The following is a 15,018-nucleotide window of genomic DNA, read 5'->3' on the forward strand; positions in this document are numbered from 1 at the left end:
CGAACGTTTATCGAATACGGGGAATGACATGAACGCTATCGCTGAACCGGTTACTGCGCGTCCAAAAACCACCGTGGTGTTTACCTGCGTGCTCGCCGCGCTGGCCGGGCTGATGTTTGGCCTGGACATCGGCGTGATTTCGGGCGCCACCCAATTCATCCAGAAGGAATTCCTGATCGACGACCACATGATCGAGTGGATCGTCAGCTCGATGATGCTGGGCGCGGCGATCGGCGCGCTGGGTGCGGGCTGGATGTCCTCCACGCTGGGGCGCAAACGGTCGCTGATCCTGGCCGCCGTGATGTTCGTGGCCGGCTCGCTGCTCAGCGGTGGCGCATGGTCGCCGGAGACGCTGATCGCGGCACGCGTGATCCTGGGCCTCGCCATCGGCGTGGCCACCTTCACCGCACCGCTGTATCTGGCCGAAGTGGCGCCGGAGAACATCCGCGGCGCGATGATCTCGCTGTACCAGCTGATGATCACCACCGGCATCCTGGTGGCGTTCCTGTCCGACACGGCCTTCAGCTACACCGGCAACTGGCGCTGGATGCTGGGCATCATCGCGATCCCCGGCGTCCTGTTTCTGCTTGGCCTGTTTTTCCTGCCGGAAAGCCCGCGCTGGCTGATGATGCGCGGACGCAAGCAGGCGGCAACCGACGTGCTGCAGAAGCTGCGTGGTGATGCCGAGCATGTCAGCAACGAAGTGGCCGACATCGAAGAACAGCTGAAGACGCCGCAGAAGGGCTGGCACCTGTTCCTCGAAAACCGCAATTTCCGCCGCTCGGTGGGCCTGGGCGTGTTGCTGCAGGTGGTCCAGCAGCTGACCGGCATCAACGTGGTGATGTACTACGCGCCGCGCATTTTCCAGGACATGGGCTACGCCACCGCGGCGCAGATGTGGTTTACCGCCGCGGTGGGCCTGACCAACATGCTGGCTACGTTCATCGCGATCGGCTTCGTGGATCGCCTCGGCCGCAAGCCGATCCTGTATGCGGGTTTCAGCGTGATGGCGATTGGCCTGGGTCTGGTCGGCACGATGATGCATCTGGGCATCACCACGCATGGCGAGCAGATCTTCACCGTGGCCATGCTGCTGGTGTTCATCGTGGGCTTCGCGATGTCGGCCGGTCCGCTGATCTGGACGCTGTGCTCGGAAGTGCAGCCGCTGAAGGGCCGCGATTTCGGTATCGGCGCCTCGACCTTCACCAACTGGGTCGCCAACATGATCGTGGGCGCCACGTTCCTGACCTTGCTCAACGGCATCGGCAACGCGGCCACGTTCTGGCTGTATGGCGCGCTCAACGTGGTGTTCATCCTGATCACGTTCTTCCTGATCCCGGAAACCAAGAACGTCACGCTGGAGCAGATCGAGCGCAACCTGATGTCCGGCAAGCCGTTGCGTGACATCGGCCAGTAAGTACACGGCGCATCATTATTGAAACGGCAGAGGCCCCGCATGCGGGGCCTCTTGCTGTCAGCCGTTCGGTCGCGTCAGCTACTCGTCATCAAACCCGGTGTAATCCTCGGGGAAGACCGGCGTACCGTCGTCCTCCAGGCCCAGCATGTCGGTGAGCGCCTTGGCGGCGGCGGCTTCCGCCACATCACTTGCCCGGAAACTGCGGTTTTCGCAGATCGCGTAATAGACAGGAAAGCCGTTCTTGCTCGGCGTCACCGCGAGGTAGGCGGTATAGCGCGAGCCTTCCAGCGTGGCGCCCGAGCGTACCGTGAAGTTGGGGAACTCGCGTTCGGCCATGGTTCCTGTCCCGATGAAAACCCGCAGTGTATAGCGCGCCGCCAGTGCGTCATCATGGCAAGATGATTGGTGATGACTGTTCCGTGCCGCGCATCGTGCTGGATACCAATGTGTGTCTGGACCTGCTGGTGTTCCGCGACCCCGGCTGCATGCCGTTGCACGACGCACTGCAGCGCGGCGCGGTACACGCCATGACCCGGCCGGATTGCCGCGATGAATGGCTGCGCGTGCTGCACTATCCCGGCTTGCCGGTGGATGACACTTCCCGGCCGGCGCTGGTGGCCGCCTTCGACGCCTTGAACCACCTTGCGCCTGCACCGCTGACGGATGCGGCGGCGCTGCCGTTGCCGCGCTGCGCCGATCCCGACGACCAGAAGTTTCTGGAACTGGCACTGGAAACGGGAGCAAGGTGGCTGCTCAGCAAGGACAAGGAATTGCTGAAGCTGGCCAGCCGCGCCCAGCGCGACTGCCGGTTTGCGATCCTGCAGCCGCAGGTGTGGTCGCTGGTTGAACCGTCGCCTCGTGCGACCGATCGCGTGTCGTAACTGCACCCAAGCCGGAGAGATGTGCCGATGCTCGTTCCCCACACCATCGACTGCCCGTATTGCGGCGAGCCGATCGATATCTTTCTCGATGCCTCGGTTCCCCATCAGCGCTATATCGAGGATTGCCAGGTCTGTTGCCGGCCGATCACGCTGGATGTGAGCGTGGACGAGGAGGGCATGCCGAGCGTCCACGCCAGCGGCGAAAACGACGCCTGAGCGAACGACGGCGCGTCGCTCAGTACGCCGTGCCGATAACGGCGATGCCGCCAGCGTGCAGCGCGTCGCGCGTGACGTCATCGCTCTGCGGGGTGACCGGGCGGCTGAGATCCCACAGCAGGCTGGCACGGAATCCCAGCGCGACCGCGTCCTGTGCGGTCCACAACACGCACACGTCGCGCGCCAGCCCGCAGACGTGCACTTCGGTGACGCCACGGTCGCGCAGCCAGCCGGCCAGCCCCGTACTGGGGCGTTCGCCTTGCGGGCCGTGGTTTTCGCGAAACCCGCTGTAGGAGTCGACCTCGCGATGACTGCCCTTGCGGATCACCGCATCGACGGCCGACCAGTCGATGCCCGGATGCAGCGCGGCGCCCGGCGTACCCTGCACGCAATGATCCGGCCACAGTGTCTGCGGCTGGCCATGCAGCAGGATCTGGCCGAACGCCTCGGTGCCCGGATGCGAGCTGGCGAAGGAAGCGTGTCCCGAAGGGTGCCAATCCTGGGTGGCCACCACGTGGCGATAGCGGCCATGACGGAGCAGTCGATCGATGCCCGGCACGATGGCGTCGCCCTGGTGGCACGCCAACGCGCCGCCGGGCATGAAGTCCGGCTGCACATCCACCACGATCAGCGCGGTATCGGCAGGCATGAAGGGTTTCGTCGCATGGTTGGACACAATCACGGATTCTAGCTTGAGCCCTGGTTTGGCCGATGGGTGCGTGAACCGGCAGGCATAATGCGGCAGCCAATCACTCAAACGGAGCCGAAATGCAGTATGACCAAACGTGGATGGGCTATGGCATCGTCGGTGGTTTGCAGGCCGGCGCGATTGCTGCCCTGGCCGCCATGCTCCTGTTTGGGTTTTTCCACTGGTTGGGTCGCCGCAACGGATGGAGCTACGGCCCGCAGATCGGCTGGACCTTTCTGTCGGCGGCGGTGCTGACGGTCAGTGGCGATCTGTGGAATCTGTTCTATTTCAATTACGCCCAGCTGCAATCGTTGCAGTTGCTCAAGGCCAAGTTGGCGATGGTGCATGACCCGGACGGCATCGGCCTTCGGGTGCTATGCGAATTCCTTGGCGTGGGGGTCGGCATAGCCATGGGGTGGCTGTTGTCGCCGCACGGTGGTCTCGGTCATTTTCGCCGCAGCAAATGACGATGCCCGGTGGCTTGGTCGCCATCGCGAGTCGGACTTTCGGCGCACAAAAAAATCCCCGCATGGGGCGGGGAAAGCGGATGCGGGGAGGTTGAAGCATCCACGACAGTTAGTGTCGCCTAAGGAATATCGAACGAGCGTTCAAATACTGTAAAAACGGTGTTTATCCGCGAAGATCCTGAGACTTTGCGCACATTCCAGCCCTCTGCCCGCCGTCTGCCGGCTTTGGTCCCTGGCGGACTTGCCCGCGCCGCAGCGGAGCATCGGGCGCAAACACCGATTCCGGGACGTCGCGCATGAAAGCCCTGCAGGGCGGATCTCCGCTTCGCATCCGGCTCCAGTATTCTTGCCGTCATGCCCACCTTCTCCCGCATCGCTACCGACACCGGCTACAGCTTCGGTGATGAACTGGCTGCCAGCATCATCCATGGCGTGGGCATCGTGCTCAGTATCGCGGGGCTGGCCATCCTGGTGGCCTTTGCCGCCTTGCACGGTGATATCCGGGTGGTGGTGGCCAGTGCGGTCTATGGCGCGACGCTGGTGTTGCTGTACACCGCGTCCACGCTTTATCACTCGATCCCGCTCGCCTCCGCCAAGCCCACGCTGCGGGCGCTCGACCATATTGCGATCTATCTGCTGATTGCCGGCACGTATACGCCGTTCACCCTGATCGCCATGCCCGATCCCTGGGGCTGGCGCCTGTTTGCCGCGGTGTGGGCGCTGGCGTTGCTGGGCAGCGTGCTGGAGCTGGGCCTGCTCAAGCGCTATCACCGGTGGGCGGTGGTGTTGTATGTGGGCATGGGCTGGATCGGCGTGGTGGCGTTCAAACCGTTGAGCGAACACCTGCAGCTGGGCGGCACGCTGCTGCTGCTCGGCGGTGGCCTGTCCTACACCTTGGGCGTGCCGTTCTACCTGTGGCGGCGGCTGCCGTATCACCACGCCTTGTGGCACGTCTTCGTGCTGGCCGGCAGCGTTCTGCATTTTCTGGCGGTGGTGCTGTACGTGATTCCGGATGCGGTGGCCTGACCCCGCTCAACCGAACAGCAGGGCCAACCCGAACAACCCCACCATCACGAACGAGATCACCAGCTTGACGAGCGTGCCGAACAGCAGGCCAAGCCAGGTGCCGACACCTACATGCGTGGCCCGCAGCACGCTGTTGCCCGAGGCAAGTTCGCCGATCAGGGCGCCGGCGAAGGGGCCGATCAGCAACCCCGGGATACCGAAAAACATGCCGACGACCGTACCCAGTGCCGCACCCCACAACGCCCGCCGGCTGGCGCCGACGCGTTTGGCGCCCAGCGTGCTGGCGACGAAATCGACCGCGATGCCGGCAACGCCGAGCGCGCCGATGACCACCAGCCACCACACGCCGAGGTGTTGGTAACCGTCGACCGCCGCCGCCAGCCAGATGCCGCCGAACACCATCGGAATACCCGGCAGCACGGGCAGGATCGAGCCGAGCAGTCCACCGACGATCAATGCGGCGGCCAGAACGTACAACGCCAGTTCCATCGAAGCTCCCCTGTCGGATTCATGCGGCGCGATAGTCCGCAACCTTCATCAACGATGCGCCATCATGGGCCGATGCGCGTGTCGACGAGGTCAGCTTGAACATTCCCGAGGCCACTGTACTCAAAGCCGATGAACTGGGTCGTATCGAGATGGCGGTGCACGAGGGTGTGCCGGTGATACGGCGCGACATTCGGGCCGCTCGCTGGTGGGCGCGACCGCTGGCGCGTCGCGCGGCAGCGCGGGAGGCACGGGCGCTGGTGCGGCTTGCCGACGTGGCCGGTGTACCGCGATTGCTCGGCTGGGACGGTGCGGTGTTGTTGCGCAGCTACATTCCCGGCGCGCCGATGCAGCAGGCACCGCCGACCGACCGCGACTATTACCGCCAGGCGTTGTCGTTGCTGTCGCAATTGCACCGTCGTGGCGTGGTGCACAACGATCTGGCAAAGGAGCCCAACTGGCTGGTGAGCGAGGACGGCAGCCCCGCGCTGGTGGATTTCCAGATTGCCTGGACGCGCGGTCGCCGCGGCGCGCTTTATCGTGTGCTGGCGCGGGAAGACCTGCGCCACCTGCTCAAGCACAAGCGCACGTATTGCCCGCAGGCGCTGAGCACTCGCCAGCGCGCGATCCTGAACACCCCCGCGCCGCACTCGCGGCTATGGCGCGCCACGGGAAAGCGCCTGTACAAGCTGATTGCGCGCCGTCTTTTCGGCTACTGGGACAACGAAGGGAAAGGTCGCGTGCGCGACTGACCCGTTCGCATGCGTCTCCCGCTTGCCGACAGGCGGCTTATTTCTCGACGAACGCGCGCTCGATCACGTAATCACCCGGCTCCCGCGTGCGCGGCGAGGGCTGGAAGCCGCGACCATCCAGCAGGGTGGCCAGATCCTCCAGCATCGCCGGGCTGCCGCAGAGCATCACGCGGTCGGTCTCCGGGTTGAGCGGGGGCAGGCCGGTGACGCGGCTCATCACACCGTCGGCGATCGCATCGGTAATTCGGCCGCGGTTGGTGAAAGCTTCGCGGGTCACTGTGGGGTAATAAATCAGCTTCTCGCGGATGAGTTCGCCCAGATATTCGTGCTGCGGCAGTTCGCGCTCGAGGTAGTCGGCATAGGCGAGGTCGCTCACCGTGCGCACGCCGTGCGCCAGCACGATCCGGTCGAAGCGCTCGTAGGTTTCGGGGTCGCGAACCAGGCTGAGGAAGGGCGCCAGGCCGGTGCCCGTGCCCAGCAGATAAAGATGTTTGCCCGGCTTGAGATCGTTGAGCACCAGCGTACCGGTGGGTTTGCGGCTGACGATCACCGGGTCGCCCGGCTGCAGGTGCTGCAGGCGCGAGGTGAGCGGCCCATTCGGCACCTTGATGCTGAAGAACTCCAGGTGCTCTTCATAGCTGGCGCTGGCGATCGAATACGCGCGCAACAGCGGACGGCCATCCACCTCCAGCCCCATCATCACGAAATGGCCGCTGTCGAAGCGGAAACCCGGGTCGCGCGTGGTGCGGAAGCTGAAAAGCGTGTCGTTCCAGTGGTGCACGTCAATCACGTGCTCGGTCGCCATTGCCACCATGATCTTTACCGTCGGTCGATGAACAGGAGTGCCATACGGTGGCGTCCGGCCCGGGCCGGATGACAAACTCGCGTGGGGAGGGCGGGCATGGCCGCGGTGCCTGACGAGTGCTGCGCAGCCGCGCAACCGTGACGGCGCATTATGCCACGCCGGGGGCCGCCACCACGATTTCATCACGCCGCCGGGGTGCGGCGAATTGGCCGTGGTCGCCAGGAAATGTCGCGATCGCCGACGGCGCATTCAGGGCAGGTGAACAGGGAAAGTTCGAAAGTGAGACTCAGTAGACAGCGCGCTATCATGTTGCGTTGACCCGCAATGCTCGCGGTGTTGCTGGTGGGCGTGGCGTCTTTTCCGATGGACATCAGAACGGGAAGTTATGCATGCGGAATCTTGAAGAAGCCAGGATCGCCATTGTCGGGCTCGGTTACGTTGGTTTGCCGTTGGCCGTCGAGTTTGGCAAGCACTACAAGACGATGGGTTTCGATATCAATGCGGCGCGGGTGGATGCGCTGCGCGCCGGCCGCGATGCCACGCTGGAGGTCGATGCCGAGGAGCTGGCTGCAGCGACGCATTTGCGCTTCAGCTCGCAGCTGGATGATCTGCGCGACTGCAACGTCTATATCGTCACCGTGCCCACGCCGATCGACTCGGCCAAGCGGCCCGACCTCACGCCGCTGATCAAGGCCAGCGAAACGCTGGGCAAGGTACTGAAGCGTGGCGATGTCGTGGTGTACGAATCCACCGTGTATCCGGGCTGCACCGAGGAAGTGTGCGTGCCGATCCTGGCCAAGGGCTCCGGCCTGGTCTTCAACCAGGATTTCTTCGCCGGCTACAGCCCGGAGCGGATCAATCCCGGCGACAAGCTGCACCGGGTGACCAGCATCCTCAAGGTAACGTCCGGCTCGACGCCGGAGGTGGCCGATTTTGTCGACCGCCTGTATGGCTCGATCATCACCGCCGGCACGCACAAGGCCAGCTGCATCAAGGTGGCCGAGGCGGCCAAGGTGATCGAAAACACCCAGCGCGATCTCAACATCGCACTGGTGAACGATCTGGCGATCCTGTTCAACAAGCTGGGCATCGACACGCTGGAAGTGCTGCAGGCGGCCGGTACCAAGTGGAATTTCCTGCCGTTCCGGCCGGGCCTGGTCGGCGGGCACTGCATCAGCGTGGATCCGTACTACCTCACCCACAAGGCGCAGGAGGTGGGCCATCACCCCGACGTGATCCTGGCCGGCCGCCGCACCAATGACAGCATGGGGCCGTACATCGCCAACGAAGTGATGCGGCTGATGGTGTGCAAGGGGATCAACCCGGTCGGTGCGCGCGTCCTGCTGCTGGGGCTGGCGTTCAAGGAAAACTGCCCGGACCTGCGCAACACCCGCGTGGTCGACATCGTGCATGCGTTGCGCGGCTACAACGCCAACGTGGATGTGTACGACCCCTGGGTCAGTGCCGACGAGGCGCAGCATGAATACGGCATTCGGCCAGTGTCCGAACCGCAGCAAGGCACCTACGATGCCGTTGTCGTGGCGGTGGGCCACAAGCAGTTTGTGGCGCTGGGTGAAACAGGCATCCGTGCATTCGGCAAGCCCGACATGGTGCTTTACGACGTCAAATACGTACTGCCACGCGAAGCCGTGGATGGGAGACTGTGATGACCACGATCGAAGCCGGGCTGCCGGCAACACTGCAGGCACGGGTGCGCGCCGAGACCGCTCCGTGGCTGGTTACCGGTGCCGCCGGGTTCATCGGTTCCAACCTGGTCGAGACGCTGTTGCGGCTGGGCCAGCGCGTGGTCGGGCTGGACAACTTCGCCACCGGCCATCAACGCAATCTGGATGAAGTGCGGCAGCTGGTTGGCGAGGAAGCGTGGTCGCGGTTCCGCTTCATCAAGGGCGACATCCGCCGCCCCGAGGATTGCCAGGCCGCCTGCGCCGGCGTGCGCCATGTGCTGCATCAGGCGGCGTTGGGTTCGGTGCCGCGCTCGATCGAAGATCCGGTGGACACCCACTCGGCCAATGTCACCGGTTTCCTCAACATGCTGGTGGCCGCGCGCGACGCGGGCGTGGCCAGTTTCACCTACGCGGCGTCCAGCTCGACTTATGGTGACGAGCCGACGATGCCCAAGGTGGAAGACCGCATCGGCCGTCCGCTGTCGCCGTATGCCGCCACCAAACTGTTCAACGAGCTCTACGCCGAAGTCTTCGCCCGCTGCTACGACTTCAAGGCCGTGGGGCTGCGCTACTTCAACGTGTTCGGTCGCCGCCAGGACCCCGATGGCGCGTACGCGGCGGTGATCCCGCAGTGGTTGGCGGCGATGATCCGCGGCGACGACGTGTTCATCAATGGCGATGGCGAAACCAGCCGCGACTTCTGCTATGTCGCCAACGCGGTGCAGGCCAACCTGCTGGCGGCGCTGGTGGTCGACCCCGATTGCGAGCCGGTGTTCAACGTTGCCGTGGGCCAGCGCGCCACCCTCAACGAGCTTTTCGAAAGCCTGGCAACGCAGCTGGCGGATCAGGGCGTCAGCTACGACAAGCAGCCCGTCTATCGTGATTTCCGTGCGGGCGACGTGCGCCATTCGCTGGCCGATATCGGTCGTGCGCACGCGCGCCTGGGCTACGCGCCTACGCACACGCTGCAGTTGGGGTTAGGCGAGGCGATGCCATGGTATGTGGATTTCATTACGCGCAGGGAAGGTGTCCAGGCCTGAGTCTGCCGGCGGGGCCGTCGTCATCATGAACGCGGCGGATCGGGTGTACGAGGTGTTTCCACGGCTTGCGGCGCGCGCCTTTTTACAGGCGGGTTTCAGCCCGCCCACCGCGGACGATGTGGCGGTGCTGGTATTCGACTCTGTGGCGTGGCTCGACCAGGCCGTTGCCGCGGAGCACCTGCTGGATTCTGGCGAGCGCCGACGCGCGGCGCGCTTCCGGCTCGCGCATGACCGTGTGGCCTATGTCCTGGCACACGCCATGTGGCGTTCGGTGCTGGGTTGGTGCCTCGGGTGTGAAGCGGCGGCGGTCCGGATCACCAGCACCCCCACCGGTCAGCCGCAATTGCCCGGTACGCCCTGGGCAACCAGCCTCAGCCACAGCGGAAGCTGGGTAGCGGTGGCCGTGGGCCGCACCGCCGTGGTGGGCGTGGACATCGAGCGTTCGCCGCCGTTGCGTGCCTTGAACGATCTCGTGTCCACTGTCTGCACGCCGCGCGAGGCAATCGATATGCATGCTCTCCCGCCCGTGGCGCGCGAACACGCCATGCTCCGCTTGTGGACACGCAAGGAGGCCTTGCTGAAGGCTTTCGGCACCGGCTTGAGCGGGCCGCCGCCGGCGACATTCGAAGCCTTGCCTGAGGCTCGCGTGGCTCCGCCACCGGGGCTCGCGTGCCCGCCATGCAGCGTGCACGAATTGCAGCTACCCACGGCGGTGGTGGGGGCGCTGGCTCTGCCGGTCGGGTCGGGCGAGCGGTATTTGCATATACTTGACCGACCCATGGCCGGGGACGGTAGCGCCGGCGAATGAAAATCCTGGTCAGCGTCCGCAGCTGGACAGGCAGTGCGGTGGCGATTTTTCCCGCCGGATCCGCACGACATAATCGAAAGGCATAGACTTACCGGCGCGTGGAAACTCGGCCGAAACGGGCGATACTCTCGCCTGTTGGCTCGCGTAATGCCACCGCTGAATCGGGCAGGGGATAGGGATGTTTCGTTTTTTGCATAAGCAAGCTATGCGCTGGCTCCTTTTGCTGGGCCTGGGCGAGGCATTGCTGTTGGCGGCGTCCTTGAACGTGGCCACGTATCTGCGTTATTTCCGGTATCCGGATCAACTGGAGGAATTCTCCCGCCACATGCCGGAGCGTTCGCTGGTGTTCGCGGTGATGCTGCTTCTTGGCCTGGCTGCGCTGGGTCAATATCAAACCCATATGCGGGCGACCTGGTTCGGCCTGCTTGCGCGTCAGGGCGTGGGATTCGTGCTGGGCGGTTTGGGCCTGGTCGTGGCGTATTACGTGGTACCGCAAGCGTACGTGGGACGCGGGGTGCTGGGTATCGCGCTGGTGATCGGTTTCATCGCGGTAACCGCCTTGCGCGCGTTGTTCCTGCGCCTGGTGGAAGTGGAATCGTTCAAGCGGCGCGTACTGATTCTCGGCGCCGGCATGCGTGCCTCGCAAATCCATAGCCGCATGCGTCGGCGTTCCGACCGGCGCGGGTTTACCGTGGTCGGTTTCGTGCCGCGCCCGGGCGAGCAGCTGGTGGTGCCTGTCGAACAGGTGCTGACGGCGGACACGCTGTTTGAACTGGTGGAGCGCGAACAGGTCGACGAAGTCGTGGTGGGCGTCGATGACCGCCGCGGCGGCCTGCCGATGGAGGAGTTGCTGGAATGCCGCCAGCATGGCGTGGCGGTTACCGATCTCACCACCTTTTTCGAGCGCGAATCCGGCCGCGTGCAACTCTCGCTCACCGACCCGTCGTGGCTGGTTTTTTCCGGCGGCTTCAACGCCACGCCGCTGCGGCAGCTCAGCAAGCGCTGTTTCGATCTGGGTATCGCCACATTGGTGCTCTTGCTGACCTGGCCCTTCATGTTGCTGGTGGCGCTGGCGATCCGCATCGAGTCCGGTGCCGGACAACCCATTTTCTACCTCCAGGAGCGCGTTGGCGTGCGCGGCAAGAGCTTTCGCCTGGCCAAGTTCCGCAGCATGCGCACCGATGCGGAAATCGATGGCGTGGCGCGCTGGGCCAGCAAGAACGACGACCGGGTCACCCGGGTTGGCCGTTTTATCCGCAAGGTGCGGCTGGACGAGCTGCCGCAATTGTGGAACGTGCTCAAGGGCGAAATGAGCTTTATCGGTCCGCGCCCCGAACGCCCGCAATTCGTGGCCGACCTGGCCACCAAGATCCGCTATTACAACCTGCGCCACTGCCTGAAACCGGGTTTGGCCGGTTGGGCGCAACTGCGTTATCCGTATGGCGCATCGGATGAAGATGCCGCCGAAAAATTGAAATACGACTTGTACTACGTAAAAAACCACAACCTGTTGTTCGATCTGCTGATACTCATTCAGACGATCGAGGTCGTGTTGTTCAGTCGCGGTGCCCGATAGGCCTTCGGCGTGAAGTGTGGGGGCCGGGCCGGTGAAAAAGCGTTGGCTGCAAACTTTGGTTCAGGCGGGCGCCAAGCTCGCGTCCCCGATGGAAGACTGGTCGATCGGCGATAGCCGGCGCGGCAATGCAGGAGAGCTCCACGTGCCCATCCATGACCCACATTTGAATCGTGATCATCGTTCAACGGTCGATCACGCCATCGTTCGCGTGCCAGGGAAACGTGCCCGCTACAGCTTGCACAAGCGTCTGGCCGCGGTCGGCATCGCCTGTCTGCTGGGTGCGTTCGCGATGGCACAGGTCATCGAGCCAGCGCCATCGTCGTCGCCTTCGCCAACACCATCCCAAGGATCGGAGGCTGCGGCACAGGCAGGCTCGACGGTCTCTTCGCTGAGCACGCCCGTTTCTTCCGCGTCTGCCGGGTTGGCGTCGGCCTCGTCGGCACCGTCTCCGTCATCTTCCGTTGCTGCGTTGCCGTCCCCGTCGGTCATCACCGAGGTGGCGTCATCGTCCAACGCCGACACATCGGTTTCGCAAGAAAAATCCGATGCGCCGTTGCTGCCACGCGCAGACAGCTACCGAGCCCAGGCACCCGGCTTTGGCGTGTTCCTGTCAGCTTCGGCCCCCGTGGGCGCAACGCCTGCGTCCACCGAAACCGGTTCGGTCGGCGCGAGTCCGATCGGGGCAAGCCCGATGAAATCCGGCCCGATCGCCAGCGTCGGCTCGCGTCCGAGCCGAGTGCTGGATGCGAGCGCGATGGTCGCCCTTCCGGTTCGGGCTGCCGCTGTCGCGCCCGCGATCACGGCAGCCCACCCGCGCCTGATCCTGGACAGTGCAACGCTGAGTGACATGCGCGCGCACGCCGCCGCGAATACGGCGGAATGGCAACTGCTGAAAAGCACGTGCGATTCCTTCATCGGCGGTACGGTCAATTATCCAAGCGAGAGCGGCTATCCGAACCTCCCCAACCTGGGTTCGGGTTATCAGGGAGAGTCGTATCTTCCAGCCCTGCTGTCCGAGGGCATGTGCTACCAGGTCCTGAAATCGAGCAACCCCACCGCGGCGGCGCCTTACGGTGCCAAGGCAGTGGATATCCTGATGAAGATGTCGGCGCCGTATACCGGCGCCGGCAGCCAGGGACAGAATCCGTGCACGGATAATGGTTACGGTATCCGCTTCTTCGGTGTCGGTTACGGGCTTGGCTACGACTGGGTGTATGAGTTGCTGAGCCCCTCCCAGCGCACGCAGATCTATACCGCCGCGAACGCGTGGTTGACCGCATGGGAAGACCCCAATCCGTCGGCCTGTGCGAATTTCGAATACGTGCATCCGCACAGCAATTACTTTGCCGGTTACTTCCATGCGAAGGCTGCAATCGCGCTGGCAACCTATGGCGAAAACCCCAGCGCCGCCGCGCAATGGGACGATTGGTACGGCAACCAGTTCAGCAATCGGGTCCAGCCGTATTTTGCGCTGCACCTGAGCGGTGGCGGCTGGCCCGAGGGCTACGGCAACTATGCGCCGCTGGCCATCCTCAACATGAGCCTGCCGGCGCGTGAGGTGAAAACGGCGACGGGCGTGGATCTGGTGCACGCCGCGGCACCGTACAGCTTCCCGCTGGAAAGCGCCGATTACGCGATGCATTTCACCTGGCCTTCCCGTGCCTATTTCGACGATCGCGACACCAACCACGCCAGCGGCACGGCGAACCCGCCGGTGGGGACGACCCAGGTGGGCATGTACGAACAGCTGTTTGGTGCGCTGAACTATTGGGGCTCGCCACGCGTCGGTGTGTTTCATCAGTATCTCAACGAGGTCAGTGCGGCGACCTCCGGCTACAACCCGGCAGCGCCATGGTTGCTGTTCCTGCAGTCCTATCCTTCGGCGCCGACGGTCGAGGTAGGCACCATGCCGCGTTCCTATCTCGCGAAGGGGTTGGGTGCAGTTGCCGCGCGCTCGAACTGGACGACAGGCGCCAGCTGGATGTCGTTCAGGGCCGCCGCTTACGTCAACAATCCGGCCCAGGGCGAGGAAGGCTTCGATCAGGGCAGCCTCGCCCTGGTGCGCGGCAATGTGCCGTTGCTGGTCAACACCTTTGGCTGGATGGCCCACGAACCGAATGGTTCGGCCGACGAAAACCTGTTGTACAGCGATCTGTTCGGCTCGTTCAACAACACGCTGTACCTGGGCAATCGGCAGATGTACAACGTGTTTTACGTGCGCAACATGAGCGGCAGCACGGTAGTCGATCGCTTTGGCCAGGCCGCCTACACGACCGAAGACAACAACGTCCGCACGAAGGTGTCGGCGTTCGAGGACGGCGGCGACTACGTCTACGTGCAGTCGACCAATCTCGAGGACATGTACCGCAAATTTTCCGCCGGCCCGGGTGTGGCGGCTTGGTCGCGGCAGATCGTCTATCTGCGGCCGAACCGCTTCGTGGTTTATGACCGCACCACGTCGGGTAGCGCCTCGTACGACCAGTACATGGCCTGGCATTTCCCCGCCAATCCCGTCGCAGGCGTGGCCGCCACGGGCCAGAAGCGACTCGACGTGAGTTACAACGGACAGTATGCCGGTGCAATGACCACGTTGCTGCCCGCAAACACAACCATCACCACGGTGCCGCTGTATCCGAGCAGCAGTACCACCAAGGTCTGGCAGGTGCAGGTGCGCCCGTCCACCACCGATGTCAGCCAGCGCTGGATGACGGTTTTCGATCTTTCGAGTCAGGCGGCGGATGTGGCGGCGATCAGCCCGGTCACGATCACCCAGGGCGGCGTCGTTGGCGCGTGGATTGACGGCGGCGACGGCGACAGTGTGGTGATCAACAGTACCGGGGCGGCGGGTACCGCGATCAGCGGCACGGTGGCATATACCGTGCTCGGGCCGGCACACCATGTCGTCACCGAGCTGGCCAAGGCCACCGGATACAACATTACCGTCACGAGTGGCACCGGGCAGACCGTGAGCATCAGCCCGGGCGGCACCTACGTAAGCAGTGCGCAGGGCGTGCTCAACTTTTATGTGGATGCCAGCGGCACCGTTACCGAAGGCGGCGATACCGGACTGCCGGTGAGTTCACTCCCGGTGAAAGGCTATCCAAGAGGCTACAGGCCTTGAACCGTGTGCCTAGCAGGGGGTCACCACCTTGTGCGTCAGGCCGCCGAGCC

At 64.0% G+C, this 15,018-nt stretch carries 15 protein-coding genes; 11 read left to right on the top strand and 4 right to left on the bottom strand.

Annotated features, from left to right (window positions below):
* Positions 1-28: 28 nt before the first annotated feature.
* The gene (locus tag ACFPK0_RS03420) at positions 29-1,417 is read left to right on the top strand and encodes a sugar porter family MFS transporter (RefSeq protein WP_056081920.1); all 1,389 of its coding nucleotides are present in this window, start codon (positions 29-31) and stop codon (positions 1,415-1,417) included.
* 78 nt (positions 1,418-1,495) lie between these two features.
* Here the strand turns inward: ACFPK0_RS03420 and ACFPK0_RS03425 are convergent, their stop codons facing one another.
* Positions 1,496-1,753, bottom strand: coding sequence for a hypothetical protein (locus ACFPK0_RS03425; RefSeq protein WP_056081917.1), 258 nt, complete (start codon positions 1,751-1,753; stop codon positions 1,496-1,498).
* A 62-nt stretch (positions 1,754-1,815) separates the two neighbouring features.
* Here ACFPK0_RS03425 and ACFPK0_RS03430 point away from each other — a divergent pair, with 62 nt between their 5' ends.
* Positions 1,816-2,298: a PIN domain-containing protein gene (locus tag ACFPK0_RS03430; protein WP_377338363.1), complete on the top strand. Its 483-nt coding sequence runs from the start codon at positions 1,816-1,818 to the stop codon at positions 2,296-2,298.
* 27 nt (positions 2,299-2,325) lie between these two features.
* Positions 2,326-2,514, top strand: a complete 189-nt coding sequence (locus tag ACFPK0_RS03435) for a CPXCG motif-containing cysteine-rich protein (protein ID WP_056084037.1) — start codon at positions 2,326-2,328, stop codon at positions 2,512-2,514.
* 19 nt (positions 2,515-2,533) lie between these two features.
* On the opposite strand, the gene pncA is transcribed toward ACFPK0_RS03435, so the two are convergent.
* Entirely contained in the window at positions 2,534-3,163 is a 630-nt protein-coding gene (pncA, locus tag ACFPK0_RS03440) for a bifunctional nicotinamidase/pyrazinamidase (protein ID WP_377338365.1), read from the bottom strand.
* Positions 3,164-3,282: 119 nt separating this feature from the next.
* Between pncA and ACFPK0_RS03445 the strand changes: the two genes are divergently transcribed.
* Positions 3,283-3,669 carry a hypothetical protein gene (locus ACFPK0_RS03445; protein ID WP_056081912.1) on the top strand — a complete coding sequence of 129 codons (387 nt, stop codon included), beginning with the start codon at positions 3,283-3,285 and terminating at the stop codon, positions 3,667-3,669.
* A 354-nt stretch (positions 3,670-4,023) separates the two neighbouring features.
* Positions 4,024-4,695, top strand: a complete 672-nt coding sequence (trhA, locus tag ACFPK0_RS03450) for a PAQR family membrane homeostasis protein TrhA (protein ID WP_377338367.1) — start codon at positions 4,024-4,026, stop codon at positions 4,693-4,695.
* A gap of 6 nt (positions 4,696-4,701) precedes the next feature.
* Here the strand turns inward: trhA and ACFPK0_RS03455 are convergent, their stop codons facing one another.
* Positions 4,702-5,184 (bottom strand): DUF456 domain-containing protein, encoded by a 483-nt coding sequence (locus ACFPK0_RS03455; RefSeq protein WP_377338369.1) that lies wholly within the window; start codon positions 5,182-5,184, stop codon positions 4,702-4,704.
* 149 nt (positions 5,185-5,333) lie between these two features.
* Here ACFPK0_RS03455 and ACFPK0_RS03460 point away from each other — a divergent pair, with 149 nt between their 5' ends.
* Positions 5,334-5,933: an RIO1 family regulatory kinase/ATPase domain-containing protein gene (locus ACFPK0_RS03460; RefSeq protein ID WP_377340228.1), complete on the top strand. Its 600-nt coding sequence runs from the start codon at positions 5,334-5,336 to the stop codon at positions 5,931-5,933.
* 37 nt (positions 5,934-5,970) lie between these two features.
* On the opposite strand, the gene ACFPK0_RS03465 is transcribed toward ACFPK0_RS03460, so the two are convergent.
* Positions 5,971-6,747, bottom strand: a complete 777-nt coding sequence (locus tag ACFPK0_RS03465) for a ferredoxin--NADP reductase (protein WP_056081905.1) — start codon at positions 6,745-6,747, stop codon at positions 5,971-5,973.
* 380 nt (positions 6,748-7,127) lie between these two features.
* Between ACFPK0_RS03465 and tviB the strand changes: the two genes are divergently transcribed.
* The 5 genes from tviB (at position 7,128) to ACFPK0_RS03490 (ending at position 14,968) form a co-directional block, all read left to right on the top strand.
* A complete protein-coding gene (tviB, locus tag ACFPK0_RS03470) occupies positions 7,128-8,405 on the top strand; it encodes a Vi polysaccharide biosynthesis UDP-N-acetylglucosamine C-6 dehydrogenase TviB (protein ID WP_056081902.1) in 1,278 nt (425 codons plus the stop codon).
* Positions 8,405-9,463, top strand: coding sequence for an SDR family oxidoreductase (locus ACFPK0_RS03475; RefSeq protein WP_377338372.1), 1,059 nt, complete (start codon positions 8,405-8,407; stop codon positions 9,461-9,463). The genes tviB and ACFPK0_RS03475 overlap by 1 nt, the downstream gene beginning before the upstream one ends.
* Before the next feature lie 25 nt (positions 9,464-9,488).
* Positions 9,489-10,271, top strand: a complete 783-nt coding sequence (locus ACFPK0_RS03480; protein ID WP_377338374.1) for a 4'-phosphopantetheinyl transferase family protein — start codon at positions 9,489-9,491, stop codon at positions 10,269-10,271.
* Between the two features lie 205 nt (positions 10,272-10,476).
* Entirely contained in the window at positions 10,477-11,847 is a 1,371-nt protein-coding gene (locus ACFPK0_RS03485) for a TIGR03013 family XrtA/PEP-CTERM system glycosyltransferase (RefSeq protein ID WP_377338376.1), read from the top strand.
* Between the two features lie 31 nt (positions 11,848-11,878).
* Positions 11,879-14,968 (top strand): hypothetical protein, encoded by a 3,090-nt coding sequence (locus tag ACFPK0_RS03490; protein WP_377338378.1) that lies wholly within the window; start codon positions 11,879-11,881, stop codon positions 14,966-14,968.
* The last annotated feature ends 50 nt before the right edge of the window (positions 14,969-15,018 follow it).

Origin of the sequence: Rhodanobacter ginsenosidimutans (assembly GCF_042655685.1) — a bacterium.
In the GTDB taxonomy this organism is placed as follows: Bacteria; Pseudomonadota; Gammaproteobacteria; order Xanthomonadales; family Rhodanobacteraceae; genus Rhodanobacter; species Rhodanobacter ginsenosidimutans.

Bases quoted from the DNA above. Each gene is read 5' to 3' on its own strand.
- ACFPK0_RS03420 (WP_056081920.1), top strand. From the start codon at position 29: ATGAACGCTATCGCTGAACCGGTTACTGCGCGTCCAAAAACCACCGTG.
- ACFPK0_RS03425 (WP_056081917.1), bottom strand. From the start codon at position 1,753: ATGGCCGAACGCGAGTTCCCCAACTTCACGGTACGCTCGGGCGCCACG.
- ACFPK0_RS03430 (WP_377338363.1), top strand. From the start codon at position 1,816: ATGATTGGTGATGACTGTTCCGTGCCGCGCATCGTGCTGGATACCAAT.
- ACFPK0_RS03435 (WP_056084037.1), top strand. From the start codon at position 2,326: ATGCTCGTTCCCCACACCATCGACTGCCCGTATTGCGGCGAGCCGATC.
- pncA (WP_377338365.1), bottom strand. From the start codon at position 3,163: ATGCCTGCCGATACCGCGCTGATCGTGGTGGATGTGCAGCCGGACTTC.
- ACFPK0_RS03445 (WP_056081912.1), top strand. From the start codon at position 3,283: ATGCAGTATGACCAAACGTGGATGGGCTATGGCATCGTCGGTGGTTTG.
- trhA (WP_377338367.1), top strand. From the start codon at position 4,024: ATGCCCACCTTCTCCCGCATCGCTACCGACACCGGCTACAGCTTCGGT.
- ACFPK0_RS03455 (WP_377338369.1), bottom strand. From the start codon at position 5,184: ATGGAACTGGCGTTGTACGTTCTGGCCGCCGCATTGATCGTCGGTGGA.
- ACFPK0_RS03460 (WP_377340228.1), top strand. From the start codon at position 5,334: ATGGCGGTGCACGAGGGTGTGCCGGTGATACGGCGCGACATTCGGGCC.
- ACFPK0_RS03465 (WP_056081905.1), bottom strand. From the start codon at position 6,747: ATGGTGGCAATGGCGACCGAGCACGTGATTGACGTGCACCACTGGAAC.
- tviB (WP_056081902.1), top strand. From the start codon at position 7,128: ATGCGGAATCTTGAAGAAGCCAGGATCGCCATTGTCGGGCTCGGTTAC.
- ACFPK0_RS03475 (WP_377338372.1), top strand. From the start codon at position 8,405: ATGACCACGATCGAAGCCGGGCTGCCGGCAACACTGCAGGCACGGGTG.
- ACFPK0_RS03480 (WP_377338374.1), top strand. From the start codon at position 9,489: ATGAACGCGGCGGATCGGGTGTACGAGGTGTTTCCACGGCTTGCGGCG.
- ACFPK0_RS03485 (WP_377338376.1), top strand. From the start codon at position 10,477: ATGCGCTGGCTCCTTTTGCTGGGCCTGGGCGAGGCATTGCTGTTGGCG.